Source organism: Microvirga sp. CF3016, from assembly GCF_036314085.1.
Taxonomy (GTDB): Bacteria; Pseudomonadota; Alphaproteobacteria; order Rhizobiales; family Beijerinckiaceae; genus Microvirga.
Map to the genome: position 1 here is coordinate 54,003 of NZ_JAYGGM010000001.1, position 17,392 is coordinate 71,394.

General features: G+C 63.3%; 24 protein-coding genes. 10 read left to right on the plus strand and 14 right to left on the minus strand.

Features of this window, described 5'->3' with window-relative positions; genetic code table 11:
* Window positions 1-46 precede the first annotated feature (46 nt).
* Window positions 47-628: a type 1 glutamine amidotransferase domain-containing protein gene (locus VB672_RS00310; protein WP_329782168.1), complete on the minus strand. Its 582-nt coding sequence runs from the start codon at window positions 626-628 to the stop codon at window positions 47-49.
* A gap of 141 nt (window positions 629-769) precedes the next feature.
* Here VB672_RS00310 and VB672_RS00315 point away from each other — a divergent pair, with 141 nt between their 5' ends.
* Window positions 770-991, plus strand: coding sequence for a hypothetical protein (locus VB672_RS00315; RefSeq protein ID WP_329782169.1), 222 nt, complete (start codon window positions 770-772; stop codon window positions 989-991).
* Between the two features lie 48 nt (window positions 992-1,039).
* Here VB672_RS00315 and VB672_RS00320 read toward each other — a convergent pair whose 3' ends face one another.
* From VB672_RS00320 to VB672_RS00335, 4 genes are all read right to left on the minus strand, one after another.
* A complete protein-coding gene (locus VB672_RS00320; RefSeq protein WP_329782170.1) occupies window positions 1,040-1,765 on the minus strand; it encodes a metallophosphoesterase family protein in 726 nt (241 codons plus the stop codon).
* Window positions 1,758-2,573: a nucleotidyltransferase family protein gene (locus tag VB672_RS00325; RefSeq protein WP_329782171.1), complete on the minus strand. Its 816-nt coding sequence runs from the start codon at window positions 2,571-2,573 to the stop codon at window positions 1,758-1,760. Before VB672_RS00325 ends, VB672_RS00320 begins: the two co-directional genes overlap by 8 nt.
* Window positions 2,574-2,688: 115 nt before the next feature.
* A complete protein-coding gene (locus tag VB672_RS00330) occupies window positions 2,689-3,063 on the minus strand; it encodes a hypothetical protein (protein WP_329782172.1) in 375 nt (124 codons plus the stop codon).
* 134 nt (window positions 3,064-3,197) lie between these two features.
* A complete protein-coding gene (locus tag VB672_RS00335) occupies window positions 3,198-4,043 on the minus strand; it encodes a BON domain-containing protein (protein WP_329782173.1) in 846 nt (281 codons plus the stop codon).
* Between the two features lie 189 nt (window positions 4,044-4,232).
* Here VB672_RS00335 and VB672_RS00340 point away from each other — a divergent pair, with 189 nt between their 5' ends.
* The 3 genes from VB672_RS00340 to infA all read left to right on the plus strand — a co-directional run bounded on the left by VB672_RS00340 (window position 4,233) and on the right by infA (window position 5,305).
* Complete coding sequence (locus VB672_RS00340) at window positions 4,233-4,487, plus strand: hypothetical protein (protein WP_329782174.1); 255 nt, start codon at window positions 4,233-4,235, stop codon at window positions 4,485-4,487.
* 235 nt (window positions 4,488-4,722) lie between these two features.
* Window positions 4,723-4,932 carry a cold-shock protein gene (locus tag VB672_RS00345; protein ID WP_009494616.1) on the plus strand — a complete coding sequence of 70 codons (210 nt, stop codon included), beginning with the start codon at window positions 4,723-4,725 and terminating at the stop codon, window positions 4,930-4,932.
* Between the two features lie 91 nt (window positions 4,933-5,023).
* Complete coding sequence (infA, locus tag VB672_RS00350) at window positions 5,024-5,305, plus strand: translation initiation factor IF-1 (RefSeq protein WP_009494617.1); 282 nt, start codon at window positions 5,024-5,026, stop codon at window positions 5,303-5,305.
* 64 nt (window positions 5,306-5,369) lie between these two features.
* Here infA and VB672_RS00355 read toward each other — a convergent pair whose 3' ends face one another.
* Window positions 5,370-5,918 (minus strand): sigma-70 family RNA polymerase sigma factor, encoded by a 549-nt coding sequence (locus VB672_RS00355; protein WP_329782175.1) that lies wholly within the window; start codon window positions 5,916-5,918, stop codon window positions 5,370-5,372.
* The gene (locus VB672_RS00360) at window positions 5,915-6,142 is read right to left on the minus strand and encodes a NepR family anti-sigma factor (RefSeq protein WP_329782176.1); all 228 of its coding nucleotides are present in this window, start codon (window positions 6,140-6,142) and stop codon (window positions 5,915-5,917) included. The genes VB672_RS00355 and VB672_RS00360 overlap by 4 nt, the downstream gene beginning before the upstream one ends.
* 231 nt (window positions 6,143-6,373) lie before the next feature.
* On the opposite strand from VB672_RS00360, the gene VB672_RS00365 reads away from it, so the two are divergent.
* The gene (locus VB672_RS00365; RefSeq protein ID WP_329782177.1) at window positions 6,374-6,532 is read left to right on the plus strand and encodes a DUF3309 family protein; all 159 of its coding nucleotides are present in this window, start codon (window positions 6,374-6,376) and stop codon (window positions 6,530-6,532) included.
* Between the two features lie 78 nt (window positions 6,533-6,610).
* Here VB672_RS00365 and VB672_RS00370 read toward each other — a convergent pair whose 3' ends face one another.
* Both VB672_RS00370 and VB672_RS00375 read right to left on the minus strand, forming a co-directional pair.
* Entirely contained in the window at window positions 6,611-6,874 is a 264-nt protein-coding gene (locus VB672_RS00370; protein ID WP_329782178.1) for a hypothetical protein, read from the minus strand.
* A gap of 625 nt (window positions 6,875-7,499) precedes the next feature.
* Complete coding sequence (locus VB672_RS00375) at window positions 7,500-7,727, minus strand: hypothetical protein (protein ID WP_329782179.1); 228 nt, start codon at window positions 7,725-7,727, stop codon at window positions 7,500-7,502.
* Between the two features lie 99 nt (window positions 7,728-7,826).
* On the opposite strand from VB672_RS00375, the gene VB672_RS00380 reads away from it, so the two are divergent.
* Window positions 7,827-8,063 (plus strand): helix-turn-helix domain-containing protein, encoded by a 237-nt coding sequence (locus VB672_RS00380; RefSeq protein ID WP_329782180.1) that lies wholly within the window; start codon window positions 7,827-7,829, stop codon window positions 8,061-8,063.
* Between the two features lie 239 nt (window positions 8,064-8,302).
* Here the strand turns inward: VB672_RS00380 and VB672_RS00385 are convergent, their stop codons facing one another.
* Window positions 8,303-9,703, minus strand: a complete 1,401-nt coding sequence (locus VB672_RS00385; protein ID WP_329782181.1) for an ATP-binding protein — start codon at window positions 9,701-9,703, stop codon at window positions 8,303-8,305.
* A gap of 328 nt (window positions 9,704-10,031) precedes the next feature.
* Here VB672_RS00385 and VB672_RS00390 point away from each other — a divergent pair, with 328 nt between their 5' ends.
* The gene (locus tag VB672_RS00390) at window positions 10,032-10,838 is read left to right on the plus strand and encodes a hypothetical protein (RefSeq protein WP_329782182.1); all 807 of its coding nucleotides are present in this window, start codon (window positions 10,032-10,034) and stop codon (window positions 10,836-10,838) included.
* Between the two features lie 18 nt (window positions 10,839-10,856).
* Here the strand turns inward: VB672_RS00390 and VB672_RS00395 are convergent, their stop codons facing one another.
* A complete protein-coding gene (locus tag VB672_RS00395; RefSeq protein ID WP_329782183.1) occupies window positions 10,857-11,582 on the minus strand; it encodes a Crp/Fnr family transcriptional regulator in 726 nt (241 codons plus the stop codon).
* A 154-nt stretch (window positions 11,583-11,736) separates the two neighbouring features.
* Here VB672_RS00395 and VB672_RS00400 point away from each other — a divergent pair, with 154 nt between their 5' ends.
* Window positions 11,737-12,015, plus strand: coding sequence for a DUF6894 family protein (locus VB672_RS00400; protein ID WP_329782184.1), 279 nt, complete (start codon window positions 11,737-11,739; stop codon window positions 12,013-12,015).
* Window positions 12,016-12,045: 30 nt separating this feature from the next.
* Here VB672_RS00400 and VB672_RS00405 read toward each other — a convergent pair whose 3' ends face one another.
* Both VB672_RS00405 and VB672_RS00410 read right to left on the minus strand, forming a co-directional pair.
* Window positions 12,046-12,630: an SRPBCC family protein gene (locus tag VB672_RS00405; protein WP_329782185.1), complete on the minus strand. Its 585-nt coding sequence runs from the start codon at window positions 12,628-12,630 to the stop codon at window positions 12,046-12,048.
* Window positions 12,627-12,992 carry an ArsR/SmtB family transcription factor gene (locus VB672_RS00410; RefSeq protein ID WP_329782186.1) on the minus strand — a complete coding sequence of 122 codons (366 nt, stop codon included), beginning with the start codon at window positions 12,990-12,992 and terminating at the stop codon, window positions 12,627-12,629. The genes VB672_RS00405 and VB672_RS00410 overlap by 4 nt, the downstream gene beginning before the upstream one ends.
* Window positions 12,993-13,164: 172 nt before the next feature.
* Between VB672_RS00410 and VB672_RS00415 the strand changes: the two genes are divergently transcribed.
* Window positions 13,165-13,974, plus strand: a complete 810-nt coding sequence (locus VB672_RS00415; protein ID WP_329782187.1) for a nickel-binding protein — start codon at window positions 13,165-13,167, stop codon at window positions 13,972-13,974.
* 110 nt (window positions 13,975-14,084) lie between these two features.
* A complete protein-coding gene (locus tag VB672_RS00420) occupies window positions 14,085-14,462 on the plus strand; it encodes a hypothetical protein (protein ID WP_329782188.1) in 378 nt (125 codons plus the stop codon).
* A gap of 186 nt (window positions 14,463-14,648) precedes the next feature.
* Here VB672_RS00420 and uvrB read toward each other — a convergent pair whose 3' ends face one another.
* The gene (uvrB, locus tag VB672_RS00425; protein WP_329782189.1) at window positions 14,649-17,354 is read right to left on the minus strand and encodes an excinuclease ABC subunit UvrB; all 2,706 of its coding nucleotides are present in this window, start codon (window positions 17,352-17,354) and stop codon (window positions 14,649-14,651) included.
* Window positions 17,355-17,392 lie beyond the last annotated feature (38 nt).

Here is a 17,392-nt window from a genome sequence, read left to right on the forward strand (position 1 = left end):
GGCCGGTGAGAACCGGCCGCTTTTTAAATGTCCGATGCGACAGGGGTTATTCAGCGGCGTGGCGGCGGCCTGCATGGGAGCCCTCGCGCACCTCTTCGATGATCTTGCTCACGAAGGCATCTAGATCGCCGGGGTTGCGGCTGGTGATGAGGCCATGGTCGGTCACCACCGTCTCGTCACGCCATTGGCCGCCGGCATTGATCACGTCGGTCTTGATCGAATGGTAGGACGTGCATTTCCTTCCCTTGATCACGCCGGCCTCGATGAGGAGCCAGGGCGCATGGCAGATGGCGGCGATTGTCTTGCCCGAGGAATAGAAGGCACGGATGATCTCGATCGCTTTGGGCTCCACGCGCAGCTTGTCGGGATTGATCTGGCCGCCGGGGAGCACAAGCGCGTCGTAATCCGCCGGATTCACATCCTCGATGTCTTTGTCGACGGATACGGTCTTGCCCCAATCCGCCTTGTCCCAGCCATAGATCTTGCCGGACTTCATGCGCGATTTCGGCGCGGCGACTTCGACCGTTGCGCCCGCATCCGAGAGCTTCTCCTGCGGGACCGTCAGCTCCGATTCCTCGAAGCCGTCGGTGGCCATGATGAGGATCCTGGCCTGTTTGATGTCAGGCATCGTTCTCTCTCCGTCGTTATCAGAAAAATCAAGGTGAGAACGGACGGGGCGGGGAGGGGTTCCTGCGAGAGCGAAAGCGGAACCCTGGCGGCGCGCTCCTGTTGACCTGATCAAGCATGCAAAAAACTCGAGGAAGATACGATGGTCAATCCAGGAGTGCCGACGAACGATCCCGTGCCGGGCGGCAACATCCCGAGCGAGGTGCCGCCGGGCTCCGTTCCCGACGAGGAGCCGGATATCGGCCCGACCGGACCGCGCACGCCCTATCCCGTCAACGAGCCCGGGATCACGGATCCGAAAGGGCCCGGTTCCGAGCCCGATTACCTGCCGGGCAATCCGACCGATCCGGGCACGCGTTACTGAGCCTGCAACACGCGACACATCGCGAGCCGGCAACGCTTGTGAACCGGCTCAGACCTCGATGATGGCATAGGGTTTGCCGGTCGGCTTCTCGATATGCTTGGCGACATTGTAGACTGGCTGTCCGCCGGGTGTGCGGCCCTCGAAGCGGCCGCGATGGGCGTGGCCGTGCACGATGGCGTTCACCTTGAAGCGGTCGATGGTCTCGGCGAGCCGTGACGAGCCCAGGAAGGGATAGATCTCCAGCGGCTCGCTTTCGATCGTCTCGACGATCGGCGCATAATGAAGAATGACCATGGAACGCTTGGCGCGAACGTGGCGCATGGCGTTCTCCAGCCGCAGAGTCTCGTTCATGGTCTCGTTGACGAACTGCTTCATGGCCGGCTCGCCGAAATAGCCCAGCATGCGCCGCCCGAAACCGCCGGCGAAACCTTTGACGCCCACGAAGCCGACGCCGTCGATTTCGACCGATTGCCCGTCGAGCAGCTTCATGCCGGCATCGCGCAGGATCCGTCCGACCTCTTCGTGCGCGCCGCATTCGTAGTCGTGATTGCCGAGCACACCGACGACCGGAATCGAGCAGGCTTTCAGATCCTGCGCGAGAAGCTCCGCCTCCTTCGGCTTGCCGAGATCGGTCAGGTCGCCGGCGAGCACGAGCACATCCGCTTCCCTGGAGATTTCTCCAAAGAGATCGCGGTAGGATTCCGCATTGTCTTCGCGAACGTGAAGGTCGCCCATGGCAGCAACCTTCATCATCTGCTGTGGTTCGTCACTCATTCCGCCATTCACCTTCGCCGCCGACATCGGCGAAGCCCCATTGCTTGACATCGATCTCGTAATCGATGCGGGAGAACATCCGCCCGCGGCAGACCTTCATCTGCGGCGGCGGAAGATCAAGCTGCTTGGCGAGTCTGTCGAGAAGCTCGTCCATGACCCAGCGCGGAACCTTGTCGCGCTCGGACGGGTAGATCCAGCGGAAATTGAGCAGGTGCATGAGCAGCACCTCCCAATGCACTTCCATGTAGGCGAGCAGGGCGTGCCAGTCGATCTGGTCGTGCGCCTTGAGAATGGTGTGCGCCACGTCGGCGCCGTCGTAGCGGTGGCGCAGTTGGATGAAGCATTTCGACCAGACGAGCTCCGTCGGCCCGACGATGCGCACGGGCGAGCCGAAGACCTCGATCTGGCGGGCGCGCTCGAACCATTGGTCGCCGATCGGCATGGTGCCGTTCGACGAGGCGAAGATCACGTCGAAGAAATACTGGCCCTTGAAGACCTTGCCGAGCCAGCGGTCGTCCTCGATCTCGACGGAATAGCCGATGCTTTTGAAATGCGACAGAACCCGCGTGTAGTCGCCGGCCTTGCAGAAGATGTCGAGATCCTTGGTCGGCCGCGTGATGCCCGTATAGGCGGAGAGCGCGTAGGTGCCGGCGAGCAGGAACGGCAGGCCGAGATGGTTGAGCTCCCTCAGCGCCTCGGCATAGAACGCTTCGGATTCCGGGTATTTGAGGGTCGGCTCCGCCTTGGCGTCCATCATGGGAACGCCCGGATGGGCACTGGAAACGAGATCTGGATCGTGAACTGCCATGGCCTTGTCCAAGCGCGGCCAAGAACGCCCCGCGTTCGACAACAGAATGGCCGTAATGAAGTTCCGGACCGGCCCAGCTTAAAGCGAAACGGACGCGGTTCAGCCCCGCCCGGACCTAGTGATCCCCGTGCGAGACCCGGACGTCCCTCGGAGAGTTGAGGATCTCCAGCAGGCTGTTGGCGATGTGGCGGGCTTCGTCGTCCTTCAGGCGCAGCAGGAAGGGCGGCATCAGGCCGGCCTGGAGGGCCACCACGGCCATGCCGTGTTCGTCCATGCCGACGTCGATGGTCTGGGACGTCACGTCGACCAGTTCTTCCGGCGTCTCGTCCCCGTCCTCGGCGGTCTCGCCGATGGCGGCAAGCAACTGGCTCACGGCCCTCACCAGCGAACGGGCGGCGTGGGGATCCATGACCACGGCGGTCGATTGCTCCCCCTTCTGGAATGCCAGCTGGATGTTGTCGCCTTCGAGCGTGACGGAAATTCCTGCCATAAGCGTCCTCGTCTTTCCCATCCCCATATGGGGAGTGTGTGCGTCGGGGGAAAGGCAAAGGCCTTGGTACGACAGATGCGCCCCGTGCCCAAGGGGAGAAGCGCATCCTGGTAAACCGGCGGTTGGGACGACGGTCAAATCCCGCCGCCCGAGGACCCGCCGCCGGGCCGCCGGGTCGATCCGACCGTTCCGGCGCCGGCGGTTTCCGGAAGGCCGGCGCTGCCGGCCCCTGCGGCGCCGGCACCGGACGTCATGGTGCCGGCAATGCCTGCATCCGCCTGTTGCTGGATGCGCAGGTTGTTCTGCACATGGGTGACGCCGGAGACGGACTCGGCCAGATCCTCGGCATGCCGCTTTTCGAAGCGGCTGTTCACGGTGCCGGTGAGCGTGACCTCCCGGCCCTCCACCCGCACCTCGATCTCCGAGGCGTCGAGATGCGGATCCTCCGTGAGACGATCGTTCACATCCTCCAGGATGCGGGCGTCGGAGCGCTGATAGCCCTTCGGCCCGCGACCGCGATGCTGGCCGGCTTCGCGCATGTCCCGGTCGCGGCGGCGCTCCGCGTCGTCGTCGCCGAACCAGGACCGGACCTCGTCTCCGGCCCGCTCGAGGAAGCCGCGATCCTCGTTGTAGTCCCGCGAGCCGCGCCCGAAGCTCTCCGAACTGCTGCGGTCCCGGCCGTAGCGGTCCTGCCCGAACTGATCCGGATCGCGGCGGCGGTCGGTGCCGAAGAAGGGCCGCTCGTACCCGCCCCGGTCCTCGCCGACCACGTCGCGCCAGTCGAGGGCCGAGCCGCCGGTGCCGTAGCCCGCCGAATCCCCGAAATCCCGCTCCCGGCGCCCGCCGTAATCATCGTCCGAGCGGGATCCGCGGTCGTACCCGGCGCTGCGGTTGCCGAAGCCGCGGCGGGCGATGTAGCCGTCGTCCTCGCGGTCGCGCCGGTCGAAATCTGAAGTGCCGTAGCGGCGTTCATTGGCCATGGGAGCGCTCCTCGTCGTGGTTGGTTCAGGGTCACCGAGGTGGTATCGCGCAACCAACGTGAAGGCGCAGGCGAGTGTTCCTGCGGTCCTGATCGGGCGGTGCGCGCGGTTTTTTGAACGCTGCGCTTGAACGGGCGGGCCGGCTTTGCATTGACCGGAACGGAATCGACGAGAGAACCGAGGTTGACCATGGCGGATCTGTCCGGATTGAGCGACGAGGCGCTGGCTGTTTTCGCCTTCGCGGCCTATCACGAACTGTCGAGCGGTCAGCGGGTCCGCAGCGTGGTCCAGAAGGACGGCGCCGGCCACAGGGCGAGTGACGCCGCCGTGGACGAGCTCGACGGGCGCGGCCTCATCAAGGCGGACGGTCACGAGATCGTCTTCACGCCGGCCGGCGAGGAGGCCCTGCAGCACGTCGTGTCCGGCATCCGCGGAAACCGATAGGGCGGGCCGAAACGCCTGAAATCCCAACGCGGTCCGTTTACCGTCCTTGTGGGGGCTTTGCCTTGTAATTGCCCCATCCGTGCCTTAGGTACGGGCCATCGACATTTGGCCGGACGACTGGGCTTCCCGCTTTGGCACTGCCGGGCGCACGTTCCTTCTCTCTACCATCTATCGACTAGCGGGTGACTGGCCCCAGGCCCTCATCCACGTGCAAACGACAGTGAAAGGATTTCCCATGGAACAGGGAACCGTGAAGTGGTACAACGAAACCAAGGGTTATGGTTTCATCCAGCCCGACAACGGCGGCAAGGACGTGTTCGTTCATGCCACGGCGCTTGAGCGTGCCGGCATGCGCGGCTTGCGCGAAGGCCAGAAGATCTCTTACGAGCTTCAGACCGACCAGCGCACCGGCCGCCAGTCTGCAGTGAACCTGCAGAACGCGTAAGGTTTGATGCCGGAGGACGTGCCTGCACGTCCTCTTGCATATGGCCGTTCCGGTTCAGGGGCGGCTTTTTTGTTATGAGGGAAGGCTTTGCATGGCAAAGGAAGAATTGATTACCTTTGAAGGACTTGTGACCGAAATTCTGCCCGATGCGCGCTACCGCGTGCAGCTCGACAACGGGCACGAGGTGATCGCGTACACGGCCGGCAAGATGAAGAAGAACCGCATCAAGACCCTCGCCGGCGACCGGGTGACCGTCGAGATGTCGCCCTACGACCTCGAAAAGGGCCGCCTCATCTTCCGCCACAAGGATTCGGGTGCCTCTTCCGGCCCGCGCCCGCCGCAGCGCGGCAACCAGCAGTTCCGGCGTCGCTAAAAACCACAGGCGCCCATTCCGGAGCGCCTGTCGGTCGAGAGCTTCTTGGCCGTCTCAAGGCCTGTCACGCGACCGCGTGCATCACCGAGAGGGTGACGCGGTCCGGGCCGAGATCCTCCTCCATGTCGGTGAAGTGCATCAGCTCGGCCAGCCGGTTGCGAGCCCGGTTGACGCGGCTCTTGATGGTGCCGACCGCGCAGCCGCAGATCTCCGCCGCCTGCTCGTAGGAAAAGCCGGAGGCGCCCACCAGCAACAGCGCCTCGCGCTGGTCGTGGGGCAGGCGGGCGAGAGCTTTCTGCAGATCCTCGAAATCGAGATGGGGAAGCTGGTCCGGCTGCACCGAGAGGGCGGCCGCATACTTGCCGTCCGCATCTTCCACCTCGCGGCGGCGCTTGCGGTATTCGGAATGGAACAGGTTGCGCAGGATGGTGAAGAGCCAGGCCTGCATGTTCGTCCCGGGCTGGAAGCGGTCGATATTGGCGATCGCCCGCATCAGGGTTTCCTGCACGAGGTCGTCGGCGCGGTCCACGTTGTTCGTGAGCGAGATGGCGAAGGCGCGCAGGTTCGGCGTGGCCTTGAGCATGGAGTCGCGCAAATCGGCATCGATACTCATGATTGCTGCTTCTCCACCTTCACGCCGTCGAGCCGGTTGATGATTTCGATGAAGCGGTCCGGCACCGGCTGCTCGCCCAGCGCCAGGGCATCGTAGAACTGGCGCAGCCTTTGGCCGATCTGGGTCTGGACCGAGCGGCTGAGGGCGGGGGAGTCGGAATTGCGGAGGCCAGGAATCGGCTCTGGATCGTCGTGGGGCATCACGCTCGGATTCTTCTTCTGCATTGGGCTGTCCTGGTCCATCGAGGGAAGCGACCTCCCGCAGGGGTCGCACTGAATGGCGGCACCCAATCGCCGAGGGAGTAACGTCAAGCCAGGGTGATCGTTCCGCCGTCGGGCCTACCCCCTCGGGACTCATCCACAGGGAAAACAGGCGGGAACTTTTTCTCCTACGGCCAAGTTTCCCTGGATGAATGCCGCCCCGTCGAGGCGGCGCCACTGGAGGGAGAATTCTCTATGGGACTCAGCACCATCCTGCTCATCCTCGTCATCCTGCTGCTCATCGGCGCCGTGCCGGCCTGGCCCTACAGCCGCGGCTGGGGCTATGGCCCGAGCGGCCTTCTCGGCGTGGTCCTGCTCATCCTCATCATCCTGCTGCTGATGGGACGGCTCTGACCGCCTCGGCAGCGTGAGACGGCGAGGGCGGCCTTCGGGCCGCCCTTCGCGTTTCGGGCGAGGCGGGCGCCAGGATCGTCACGACGACCGGAGCCTCGCCTGCCGGCGCTGCCTGCCCCAATAGGCCCGGTAATCGTCGAGCTCGCAGCGCACCGCATCGGCGAAGAGGTGGCGCTGCTGCAGGTAGCACGGCGGTCCGAAGCCGCCCTGGCAGCTTTCGTTCCGCCGGCAGCTGCGCTGGCGGCAGAGCCGGTGCGCCCTGAGCAGATTGGACAGGCGCTGCAGGGTGTCGTCGAAATCGGGCATGTCGAACAGGGGAATGTCGTCGTCGTCGATCATCATGGACATCTCCGGGCAATGAATGGCTTGAAAAGGCTGGGAAGAAAGGCACGGGTCTTCGCCCCCAGGGCCGGAAAGGCCCCGGGGTTGAAGCAATCGAGGGAGGCGCGATGGGCAGCTCGGCTCGATGGGTGATGGTAGGAAGCGAGAGCCGAACTGCTCGTCGCGCGCGGTTCTTTTAGGCGGACCTCCTGCGCGTTCTGCCCAGGGTCGGCCTCCCGCGATCACAGGTTTGCGAAACCTGCGGCGGGACCGCTCCCGACCCCACATCTGCGACGCCTCGCGAACGCGCCCCCGTTGGGCCGGGATAGGCAATGATATAACTCAGGTTAGGAAGCTTGTCAAGAACAAAATGAGAACATCGGCGCCGGGCTCGAGGCACCCTCCGATCCTGGCACCCTCCCCGTCATCACCCTCCCCGTCATCACCGGGCTCGTCCCGGTGATCCCGATCGGAGAAGCGCGGCGCCTTTCTGATCGAGATGGCCGGCACAAGGCTGGCCATGACGAGGAGGGTGTTGGAAGCGGGATGGCCGGAACGGATCCCCGGATCGGGCTCGGGGCCATGACGGTGGAGGAGAACCAAGGGATCGCCTCCCTAAGCCGGCCTTCCGAGCCCGTCCACCGTCTCAGCCCGGCGCGGCGCGAGGCCTGCCCGAACTGCTCAACAGGTCGTAGACCCGCAGCCAGAACCGCACGGCGGCCGGGTTCCGGTCCCGCTCCTCCAGGAACGCCCGCAGCAGCACCTCGGCCCCGGCGCCCTCGCCATAAGACCCCGCCATGACGCGGCTCGCCTCGCCGGGATCGAGCCGGCGCCAGAGATCGGCTTTGTGGGAGCGTTTCCAGGAGGTGGGCATAACCACAGCGTGTAACAGAATTAGCTAAAACAGCAAATAGCTATTTTGGCTAATTTGCTGAAACGGCATATTTCGACTGCCCGTCACTCTGGGCCGGGCATGCAGAAATCCATCCACACAAAACGCCAGGAGCGCATTCGCGCCCTGCTGAAGGCCGCACGCAAGAAGGCGGGCCTGACGCAGGACGAACTCGCCGAGCGGATCGGAGCCTACAAGACCTTCGTCAGCAAGTACGAGCGCGGCGAACGACAGGTCGACGTGGTCGAGTTCATCGCTTTAGCCGAGGCGTTGGGGTTGGATCCGAAGGCGCTGATTGATCAGGTGATGGGGGAGTAGGGCGGGCCATCTTTCGCTTTCACCATTCCTAATGATCCCCATCACCTTGTTTCTGCTGAGACAACATTGAAGAGCTAAGGCTCATAGGAAACGTCAAAAGGGCCACCCTCAGGTCGCCCATCTGATATCACAATGGTGCGAAAGCTTAAGGAATGTTGTCGTAGCTGAGTTTCATTGTACAGACTAATCCATCTAGTGGAGAAGAGCCCGTTTCAATTCACAAGCCCAAGACGATTCGTCTATTCCTTCTCAGAACTTACAGGAAAGTTCCTTCCACGAACGTATCCTGTCTTATTCAGCGGTCTGTCAGGTATACGTTCAATCAAGCCAGCATCCATCATTTTCTGAAAAATCCGCTTCATTGTGTTTTCAGAGCCAATAAAGCAAATATTTCGGGCAGTTGAGTTGTTGATTTCATCATTTTTTCGAAGATACCCGACAATAATTTGTTCAGGTGTTCCAAGTTTTTCGTGTCTTAGGGAGACGAGAACAGAGTTCTCCCTTTGTACAATGACCGGATCTCGGAATTTCAGCTTCCTCATTGCTTCGAAGGTTGTATTTAGACCTTCGCCAACATCTTTATTCGGCGGGTTTTTAAACTTATTAAGAAGTCTTACAATTTTCGGATTTCTCGCAAAGCGTTCGTCTAAGATATTAGCAACAGTAACGTGTCCTGGTAGCCCCCCTGGACTTTGCACTTCTATCCTATTGTCGAAGATCCGAACGTGAATGTCATCGTTAATGCTGTAGTCGCGATGAATTACAGCATTTGTAATCACTTCATGTATCGCTTCCGTTGGGTATTGAAACTCCTCAAGCCCGCTTTCGCCTAAGACTGGTATGTTCTCTGTGAGTTCCTTTGTTTTCTGGACCGCAGTGTAAATCTGAGAGTAGAGGTGACCCTCGATCGTAATTGGGTCTTCAGCAAGTGTGTCTCGTGTTCCCGCTGGATCACGCGTCTTATAACGATAAATTTTGATTGCTGCCTTCGGCAAGTCTGTTTGAGGTTCCTCTGAGAATAGAAGAACACCACCAACTGTAGGTCGGCTATTGACAATCAACCTTTGCTTTCGAAGCCATGCTTCTGGCTGCGCAGCAGGTACAATGTCCGCAGCAAACTCCATAAGTGGAGCAGAGTCAGTGATCAGATCTATATCATTATTAACTAGATGATCTTCATAACTCACGATGCCCTTGCTGAACTTCAAACGCTCAAGTTGCGATGGGTCCGTCTGAGGTAGGTTTTGTGCGCCTCGCCTAAGATAGGCCACTCCATCAGAAGCAGATCTCACATCAGCTGTCTTATCGATTTCACAAAACAGCACTAGGCCTGTTTCATTTTCGTTAGTTAGAAACTCATACCTGAAATTCGTCCCAAGCGGGAAATAATTCTCAATAACCTGAAGGTGGCCATTAGCGTCTTCTACCCTTTCAAAGCCACTCCATGCATAGCTTCCCTTAGAAATCTCTGCGATTCCTATGTATAGCTCTCCGCCATCTGCGTTTGCGAATGCGGAAAGTGATTTTGTTATCTTTGCGGGTTTAATTTCTTTCGCTTTGAAATCGGAAAAGTGCCCTTCTCCCTTCTCGTAAACCCTTTGTAATTGCTGGCGAGTGATAGGTGAGATAGCAATCGTCATGTAGGCTCTATTCAAACGTTATAACAGTAATTAGCTACTATAGATTACGCAATGTCACAGCGCTATTGCAACTTCAAGTGAGCCTCATCCACAACAATCCTTCTGGACCGACAGCTTTCGGGTCTTAGGGTCGCGCGCTCCGCTCGGAAACCCAGGCGAAACCTCCTCGTCAACTAACCATCACTTCTGAGTCCGCCGCCCGTACTCCTCATTCACCCGGCTCCCCGCCAGATGACCCGCCCATGACCCAGCCCGCCTGCCGCCGCGCCAGACCCATCGCCCCGCGCCGCCTTTTCCCCTACCCTCCGGCGTTGGCCTGGAGACCCGCATGACCCGTCCGCTTCCCCCTGCTCACGCCGCCTTCCTCGACCGCGCTCGCGGCATCCTGTCGGCCGATCCCCGCATCCAGGCCCTGCTGGCCGGCGGGTCCCTGGTGCATGGCGGCATGGATGCGTTCTCGGATCTCGACTTCGTGGTCGTGGTCGAGGAGGGCGCCTATGCGGAGGTGATGGCGTCCCGGATGGAGGTCGCCCGCCGTCTCGGGCCGCTGCTCAGCGCCTTCACGGGCGAGCATGTGGGGGAGCCCCGTCTCCTGATCTGCCTCTATGGGCCCGGGCTGCTCCACATCGACCTGAAGTTCGTCACGGTGGCGGACCTGGACCGGCTCGTCGAGCGTCCGGTCGTTCTCTGGGCGCGGGACGAGCGGGCCGTCGCGGAACGGCTGGACCGGGCGGAGATTTCCTGGCCGAACCGGGATCCGGACTGGTTCGAGGCCCGGGCCTGGATCTGGCTCCATTACGGGGCGGCCCGCGCCCTGCGGGGAGAGCTCTTCGAGGCGCTCGGCATGCTGGCCTTCTTCCGGGACCAGGTTCTGGGGCCCATGCTCCACCGCCGCGCGGGGCGCCCGCAGCGGGGCGTGAGGCGCATCGAGGCGTATGGGCTCGACGGCACGGGGCTGCTGGCAGCGTCCGTGGCGCGCCACGATCTCGGCTCGGTGAAGGCGGGCCTCGTTGCCGCCATCGAGCTTTATCTCGCGCTCCGGGCCGACGAGCCGCCGCGCACGGAGGTGAAAGGCATGCCCCAGGCCCTCTTCGAATTCTTAGGCTACGAGGCCGACACCGCAGCCCGGTCGTAGGCCGGGCGCCCAGCCCGCTCAATCCCGCTCGATCGGCTGATCCACGTGGAGGTAATCGGGCTTGTACTGCGCCTGGTGGCGGAGGCGCTCCAAGTCGTTGATGATCAGGGTCCTGCCGTGTGAGGTGATCAGCCCGTCCGTCCTGAGATCCTGGAGCATCCGGTTCACGTGGACGGTGCTGATGCCGAAGGCGTCGCCCAGCTCCTCCTGGGTGATCGGCAGCTCGAATTCGCCGTCCTTCGCCATGCCCACGGAGGCGAGCCGGTCGTGCAGCTCGCACATGAAATGCGCCAGGCGCTGGCGCGCTTCCATGCGCCCGAGGGTCGTGATCCACGCCCGGTGCACGGCCGCATCGATCAAGGTGCTGAACCAGAGGACCCGCGTCAGGTACGGGTAAGTCTTGGTGATCTCCTTCAGGTCGATGTGCTGCACGGTGGCCACCGTGCAGGTGGTGAGCGCCGCGACGCCGTCGTCGATCGGCCTGAGCAGGAAGCTGTGCAGGTCGGCAAAGTCGCCGGGGATGTGGAACGCCGTGATCTGCCGCCGGCCGTCCGGAGAATGATTGTTGCGGATGGCGAAGCCCGACAGGATCAGGCTGCTGTGGGAGGGCGTGCTGCCCTCCGGCACGATGTCCTCATGCGGCTGAAAGATCACCGTCCGGGCGGTGATCTGCCGGATGACCCGTTTTTCCTCCTCCGAGAGCGGGCCATGACGCTCCAGCTTCGTCAGCAGAGGGTTGAACATGGCGCCTCCCGACAGGCCTGCCGTTCCCGTGATCGCCCGTCCTCGGAAGAGATCATGGTTGGCCGTTCTTGTACAGGACGGCGCCAACCGTTGCGGGGACGGCGAACAAACCACGTCGGAGCAAGTTGACAGGCATCCTCGACGGGAGACGGATGTGCCTCAGTTCTATTTCGACGTGCGGGAAGGCGCACGCTTCACCCCGGACGAGGAGGGGCTCGAGCTCGACAGCCTGGACGCGGCCGAGCGCGAAGCCGCGGTGGCGGCGGCCGAGATCGGGCGTGATCGCCTGCCCAAGGGCGACAGCCGCGAGATCGCAATCGAGGTGCGTGACGAACACCGTCAGTGGGTGCTCACCGTCAGGGTTTCCCTCGAGGTCGACCGGGTGAGCCGCCCCCCCCCCCGAGGCCCTGAGGGCAGCGCTCCGCCCGGCTGAACCGGGCGGAGCCTTCTCGTCACGTTCACCTCACTCCGGAATCCGCCGCGCGTATTCCTCCTTCAGCCGGCTCCAGTTGTTCCAGAACGGCTCCGGTCCCGGCACCTGGCCGGCCGCGCGGGCGGCCAGGATGTCGAGATGGGCGTGCCAGCCGGCGCTGACGTTGAGCAGCATCGCGCGGTCGGGCACGCGGCGGTGGACCAGGGTGAGCAGCACCTCGGAGCCCTTCCGTTCCAGCTCGAAGGACACGCCGCCGGTGGAGCCCCAGGTGATGGCGAGCCGATGGGGCGGGTCAAGTTCGGTGATCCGGCTGTCCATCCGGTGCTCCTCGGAAAAGCCCGGCGGGCGCTCGCCGGGCGGGTCGGTGAGCTCGCTGTTGCGCCAGACGAATTCCACGGGCGCGCCGAGTTTCAGCTCCATCTGGCCCGCCGCGAGCCACTGGCGCCGCAGGTCGCTTTCGGTGAGATAGGCCCAGATGCGCTCGATGGGGCCGGGCAGCAGGCGCTGGATCGTCAGCGTGGCCGGATCGGTCAGCACGCCGTAGGGGCTGCGGGCCGCCAAGTCTGTGGTCGTCTGATCTGTGGTCGTCTGATCGGTGGTGGCAAGGTCGCTCATGCGTCGTCTCCTTCGGGGGTTTGGGACTTCCTGGCGTCCTCCTCGCGAAGGAGCCGTTCCAGCACATCCAGACGGTCGGTCCAGAAGCGTTCGTAGACGCCGAGCCACTCATGGGCGGTAGCCAACGGCCCGGGGTCGAGGCGGCAGACATGGGTGCGGCCGCGGATCTCGCGCCGCAGGAGGCCGGCATGCTCCAGCACCTTGATGTGCTTCGAGGCGGCCGCCAGCGAGATCGCGAAGGGTTCGGCCAGCTGGGTTACCGTGCGCTCGCCCTCCGCCAGATCGCGCAGCATCCGCCGCCGGGTGGAATCCCCGAGGGCGTGGAAGATGGTGTCGAGCTGGGGCGTGTGTAATTCAACCATGCGGTTGAATATAGGCGCAGGCGTTCAGATAGTCAACCGATTGGTTGAATGATTGTCGTTTTGCCCTCGACGTCATCACGGGCGCAAGGCAGGCCATGATGTCGAGGGTGCAGGACGATGTCCGGCTTCCAGCCGGGCCCTATACCTTACGTAAGGGAAGCAGGAGGACGCGATGCCGATATACCTGGACCGGCACGACCTGAAGGGCCTGACCGCCGCCGACATCGCCGAGGCGCACCGCAAGGATCTGGAGGTGCAGGGGCAATACGGGGTGCGGTTCCTGACCTATTGGTTCGACGACACCCGCGGCACCGCCTTCTGCCTGATCGAGGCGTCCGACATCGAGACCGCCATGCGGGTGCACGACGAGGCCCATGGAGAGATCGCCCGCGACGTGATCGAGGTCGATCTCTCGGCCGTCGAGGCCTTCCTCGGCCGCGTCTCCGATCCGGTGCCGGTGGGGGCGGGCGGGGGAGCGATCGATCCGGCCCTGCGCACCATCATGTTCACGGACATCGTCGATTCCACCGCCATGACCGAGCGCCTCGGCGATGCCCGCGCGGTCGAGATGGTGCGGGCTCACGACGCCATGGTCCGCCGCGCGCTGCACGACAAGGGCGGGCGCGAGGTCAAGCATACCGGCGACGGGATCATGGCGGCCTTCGACGACGCGGTCGCCGCCGTCGATGCGGCGCGCGCCATCCAGCGGGCCTTCGAGGCCTTCAACCTGGCGAGCCGCGAGAAGCTCAGGGTGCGCATCGGCCTCGACGCGGGCGAGCCGGTGGCCGACCACAACGACCTGTTCGGCGCGACCGTGCAGCTGGCCGCCCGCCTGTGCCAGAGCGCCGAGCCCGACACGATCCTGGTGTCGGAGGCGGTCTCCGGCGCGCTCCCCGGCCGCTTCTCGCTCGTGGACCTCGGGAGCCGGAACCTCAAAGGGTTCGGGCGGCCGGTGGAGACCTTCGCGGTCAGCTGGCGGTGACTTCCGCTCTTATTATTTCATGAAAATATGTTATGAGATATCATCCATGATCGACGTTGCCGTCTTGCACCGTCGCCATGCCCACTACCGTGTCGATGAAAACCGAGATCATGAAATCCATCAATCTTGCTGTCGCTGCCGCCATCTTCCTGCTGGGCGGTTGCGTGAGCGCTGCGCGAATTCCGGACGAGAAGAACCCCGCAATGTTCTATGGGGAAGCCTCGTATTTCGCATCGCGCTGTCCCAGGCTCCAGCAGCATAGATTCCTGGACACCGCATTCACCTACTGTCTTTCCAACAAGATCTACGCAGGCGGGTGCGATAAGAGCATGACCGAGAACTTCTTTGCCGACCAGGCGAGAGGCGAGGCACGCGCCAGGGGGGAATTCGCCAGCACAAGCGATGAGCAGGTCTGTCGTGTCGCGCAGGAGCGCTTCGGTCCGAATGGCTCCCGCTTCGCCAAGGTTTTGCTGCCGAGAAAGAAGTAGCAGGAACTTTCAAGCCCTGAACACAGACCCTCTCCCATATGTGAGAGAGGATACGTAATGCGCTGCGTCATCTCCGGCGCTGGGACGACAGGGGCGCGGTTCCAGGAGATCCACTCTTCCGGCGATCATGCAGAAATGCCCGGCGCGCGGTCGAGCATGACATGCGTTCGATCAAAGCAAGGGGGCTTACCGCCCTTTCCGTCCCTTGTATTTCGGCTTCTGCCCGGCGAAGCCTTGGGTCGAGCGCGCGGCCGGGCGTTCGCGGTAGTTCAGCGGGACCTCGCGGTCCGTGCCCGGGCCCATCTCGTCGAGGCCGGGCTTGCGGATGCGGGTGCCCTCGTCGGAGCGGCCCTTGCCGGTCGGGCCGTAGGCGTCGGAATCCTCGTCGCCTTTGCTCGCGCCTTCTGCCGATGGCGGCAGGCCCTTCGGCGGCAGGTTGGCGCTGCGGCCGTATTTGCGCGAGCCGCCGTACCGGCCGGCCTCGCGCTCCACGTCGCTCTGGCGCGCCATCGGATCGTCGCTGATGGCAAGCTCGGTGGCCTGCAGGCGCTTGAGCTCGTCGCGCAGGCGGGCGGCCTCCTCGAACTCCAGGTTCGCGGCGGCTTCGCGCATGCGCTTTTCCATGTCGGCGATGACGGCCTTGAGGTTGTGGCCCACCGTCCGGTCGGCGAGGCCCGTATCGACGGACACGTGGTCGCGCTCGTAGACGCTCTCCAGGATGTCGGCGATGTTCTTCTTCACCGATTGCGGCGTGATGCCGTGCTCGGCGTTGTAGGCGAGTTGCTTCTCGCGGCGGCGGTTGGTCTCGGCGATCGCGCGCTCCATGGAGCCGGTGATCTTGTCGGCGTAGAGGATAGCCTTGCCTTCCACGTTACGCGCCGCGCGGCCGATGGTCTGCACCAGCGAGGTCTCGGAGCGCAGGAAGCCTTCCTTGTCCGCATCGAGAATGGCGACGAGCGCGCATTCCGGAATGTCGAGGCCCTCGCGCAGCAGGTTGATGCCGATGAGCACGTCGAAGGCACCGAGCCTGAGATCCCGAATGATCTCGATGCGTTCCAGGGTGTCGATGTCCGAGTGCATGTAGCGCACGCGGATGCCGTTCTCGTGCATGTATTCCGTGAGATCCTCGGCCATGCGCTTGGTGAGCGTGGTCACGAGGGTGCGGTAGCCCTGGGCTGCAAGCTCCTTCACCTCGTGCACGAGATCGTCCACCTGGGAGCGCGCCGGGCGGATCTCCACGATGGGATCCACGAGGCCCGTGGGGCGGATGACCTGCTCGACGAACACGCCGCCGGTCTGCTCCATCTCCCACTTGGCGGGCGTCGCCGACACGTGGATCGATTGCGGGCGCATGGCGTCCCATTCCTCGAAGCGCAGGGGCCGGTTGTCGAGGCAGGAGGGGAGGCGGAAGCCGTATTCAGCGAGCGTCGCCTTGCGGCGGAAGTCGCCGCGATACATGCCGCCGATCTGCGGCACGGTCACGTGGCTCTCGTCGGTGAACACGAGGGCGTTGTCGGGCAGGTATTCGAACAGGGTCGGCGGCGGCTCGCCGGGCTTGCGGCCGGTGAGATAGCGTGAATAATTCTCGATGCCGTTGCACACGCCGGTGGCCTCGATCATCTCGAGATCGAACTGCGTGCGCTGCTCCAGGCGCTGTGCTTCGAGCAGCCGGCCCATGCGGGCGAGTTCCTGCAGGCGGTGCTGCAGCTCGTCCTGGATGCCTTTCACGGCCTGCTGCAGGGTCGGACGCGGCGTCACGTAGTGCGAGTTCGCGTAGACCTTCACGAATTGCAGGTCGTTGGTCTTCTTGCCGGTGAGCGGATCGAACTCGACGATGCTCTCGATCTCGTCACCGAACAGGCCGATGCGCCAGGCGCGGTCCTCCAAGTGGGCGGGGAAGAGCTCGATCACGTCGCCGCGCACGCGAAACGTGCCGCGGGCGAAGTCGCTCTGGATGCGCTTGTACTGCAGGGCCACGAGATCCGCGATGAGCTGGCGTTGCTCGATCTTCTCGCCGACCTTCACCGAGAACGTCATGGCCGTATAGGTCTCGACCGAGCCGATGCCGTAGATGCACGACACGGACGCCACGATGATCACGTCGTCGCGTTCGAGCAGCGCGCGGGTCGCCGAGTGGCGCATGCGGTCGATCTGCTCGTTGATGGAGCTTTCCTTCTCGATGAAGGTGTCCGAGCGCGGCACGTAGGCCTCGGGCTGGTAATAGTCGTAATACGAGACGAAATACTCGACCGCGTTGTCCGGGAAGAACGACTTGAACTCCCCGTAGAGCTGCGCAGCCAGCGTCTTGTTCGGCGCGAGGATGAGGGCGGGGCGTTGCGTCTCCTCGATCACCTTGGCCATGGTGAAGGTTTTGCCGGAGCCGGTGACGCCGAGCAGCACCTGGTCACGCTCATTGCGCCGCACGCCGTCCACCAGCTCGCGGATGGCGGTGGGCTGGTCGCCCGAGGGGGTGAAATCGGACTTGATCTTGAACGGGATGCCGCCTTCCGACTTCTCGGGTCGGGGCGGGCGGTGCGGCACCCAGGCCTTGCCGTCCTTGAAGCGCGGATCGCCCTCGGTCAGAAGCCTCGACAGGGCATCGACCGTGGCCGACACGCCGGAGCCCGGGGAGAGATCGCCCAGCTCCTCGGCCACGTCCGGTCCGTCGTCGGGTCCTTTCAGGCCGAGCTTCTTGGCCAGAGCCGGGTCGACATCGGTGATGTCCCCATGGATGAAGGTTTCCTGCGCCCGCTCGGCGAAACCCTCGGCCGCCTCCCGCTCCCGGTTGACCGCGGGATTGAGGAGATCGGCCAGATAGGGATCCAGCGGCTTGAGCTCAGGCTTGGACGCCTTCCCGGTGGAAAGCTTGGGCTTCTTGGGTGATTTGGCCATAGAACGAATATGGTACGAACGGCCGGGGAATGGAAGGG

Bases quoted from the DNA above. Each gene is read 5' to 3' on its own strand.
- VB672_RS00310 (WP_329782168.1), bottom strand. From the start codon at position 628: ATGCCTGACATCAAACAGGCCAGGATCCTCATCATGGCCACCGACGGC.
- VB672_RS00315 (WP_329782169.1), top strand. From the start codon at position 770: ATGGTCAATCCAGGAGTGCCGACGAACGATCCCGTGCCGGGCGGCAAC.
- VB672_RS00320 (WP_329782170.1), bottom strand. From the start codon at position 1,765: ATGAGTGACGAACCACAGCAGATGATGAAGGTTGCTGCCATGGGCGAC.
- VB672_RS00325 (WP_329782171.1), bottom strand. From the start codon at position 2,573: ATGGCAGTTCACGATCCAGATCTCGTTTCCAGTGCCCATCCGGGCGTT.
- VB672_RS00330 (WP_329782172.1), bottom strand. From the start codon at position 3,063: ATGGCAGGAATTTCCGTCACGCTCGAAGGCGACAACATCCAGCTGGCA.
- VB672_RS00335 (WP_329782173.1), bottom strand. From the start codon at position 4,043: ATGGCCAATGAACGCCGCTACGGCACTTCAGATTTCGACCGGCGCGAC.
- VB672_RS00340 (WP_329782174.1), top strand. From the start codon at position 4,233: ATGGCGGATCTGTCCGGATTGAGCGACGAGGCGCTGGCTGTTTTCGCC.
- VB672_RS00345 (WP_009494616.1), top strand. From the start codon at position 4,723: ATGGAACAGGGAACCGTGAAGTGGTACAACGAAACCAAGGGTTATGGT.
- infA (WP_009494617.1), top strand. From the start codon at position 5,024: ATGGCAAAGGAAGAATTGATTACCTTTGAAGGACTTGTGACCGAAATT.
- VB672_RS00355 (WP_329782175.1), bottom strand. From the start codon at position 5,918: ATGAGTATCGATGCCGATTTGCGCGACTCCATGCTCAAGGCCACGCCG.
- VB672_RS00360 (WP_329782176.1), bottom strand. From the start codon at position 6,142: ATGCAGAAGAAGAATCCGAGCGTGATGCCCCACGACGATCCAGAGCCG.
- VB672_RS00365 (WP_329782177.1), top strand. From the start codon at position 6,374: ATGGGACTCAGCACCATCCTGCTCATCCTCGTCATCCTGCTGCTCATC.
- VB672_RS00370 (WP_329782178.1), bottom strand. From the start codon at position 6,874: ATGATGATCGACGACGACGACATTCCCCTGTTCGACATGCCCGATTTC.
- VB672_RS00375 (WP_329782179.1), bottom strand. From the start codon at position 7,727: ATGCCCACCTCCTGGAAACGCTCCCACAAAGCCGATCTCTGGCGCCGG.
- VB672_RS00380 (WP_329782180.1), top strand. From the start codon at position 7,827: ATGCAGAAATCCATCCACACAAAACGCCAGGAGCGCATTCGCGCCCTG.
- VB672_RS00385 (WP_329782181.1), bottom strand. From the start codon at position 9,703: ATGACGATTGCTATCTCACCTATCACTCGCCAGCAATTACAAAGGGTT.
- VB672_RS00390 (WP_329782182.1), top strand. From the start codon at position 10,032: ATGACCCGTCCGCTTCCCCCTGCTCACGCCGCCTTCCTCGACCGCGCT.
- VB672_RS00395 (WP_329782183.1), bottom strand. From the start codon at position 11,582: ATGTTCAACCCTCTGCTGACGAAGCTGGAGCGTCATGGCCCGCTCTCG.
- VB672_RS00405 (WP_329782185.1), bottom strand. From the start codon at position 12,630: ATGAGCGACCTTGCCACCACCGATCAGACGACCACAGATCAGACGACC.
- VB672_RS00410 (WP_329782186.1), bottom strand. From the start codon at position 12,992: ATGGTTGAATTACACACGCCCCAGCTCGACACCATCTTCCACGCCCTC.
- VB672_RS00415 (WP_329782187.1), top strand. From the start codon at position 13,165: ATGCCGATATACCTGGACCGGCACGACCTGAAGGGCCTGACCGCCGCC.
- VB672_RS00420 (WP_329782188.1), top strand. From the start codon at position 14,085: ATGAAATCCATCAATCTTGCTGTCGCTGCCGCCATCTTCCTGCTGGGC.
- uvrB (WP_329782189.1), bottom strand. From the start codon at position 17,354: ATGGCCAAATCACCCAAGAAGCCCAAGCTTTCCACCGGGAAGGCGTCC.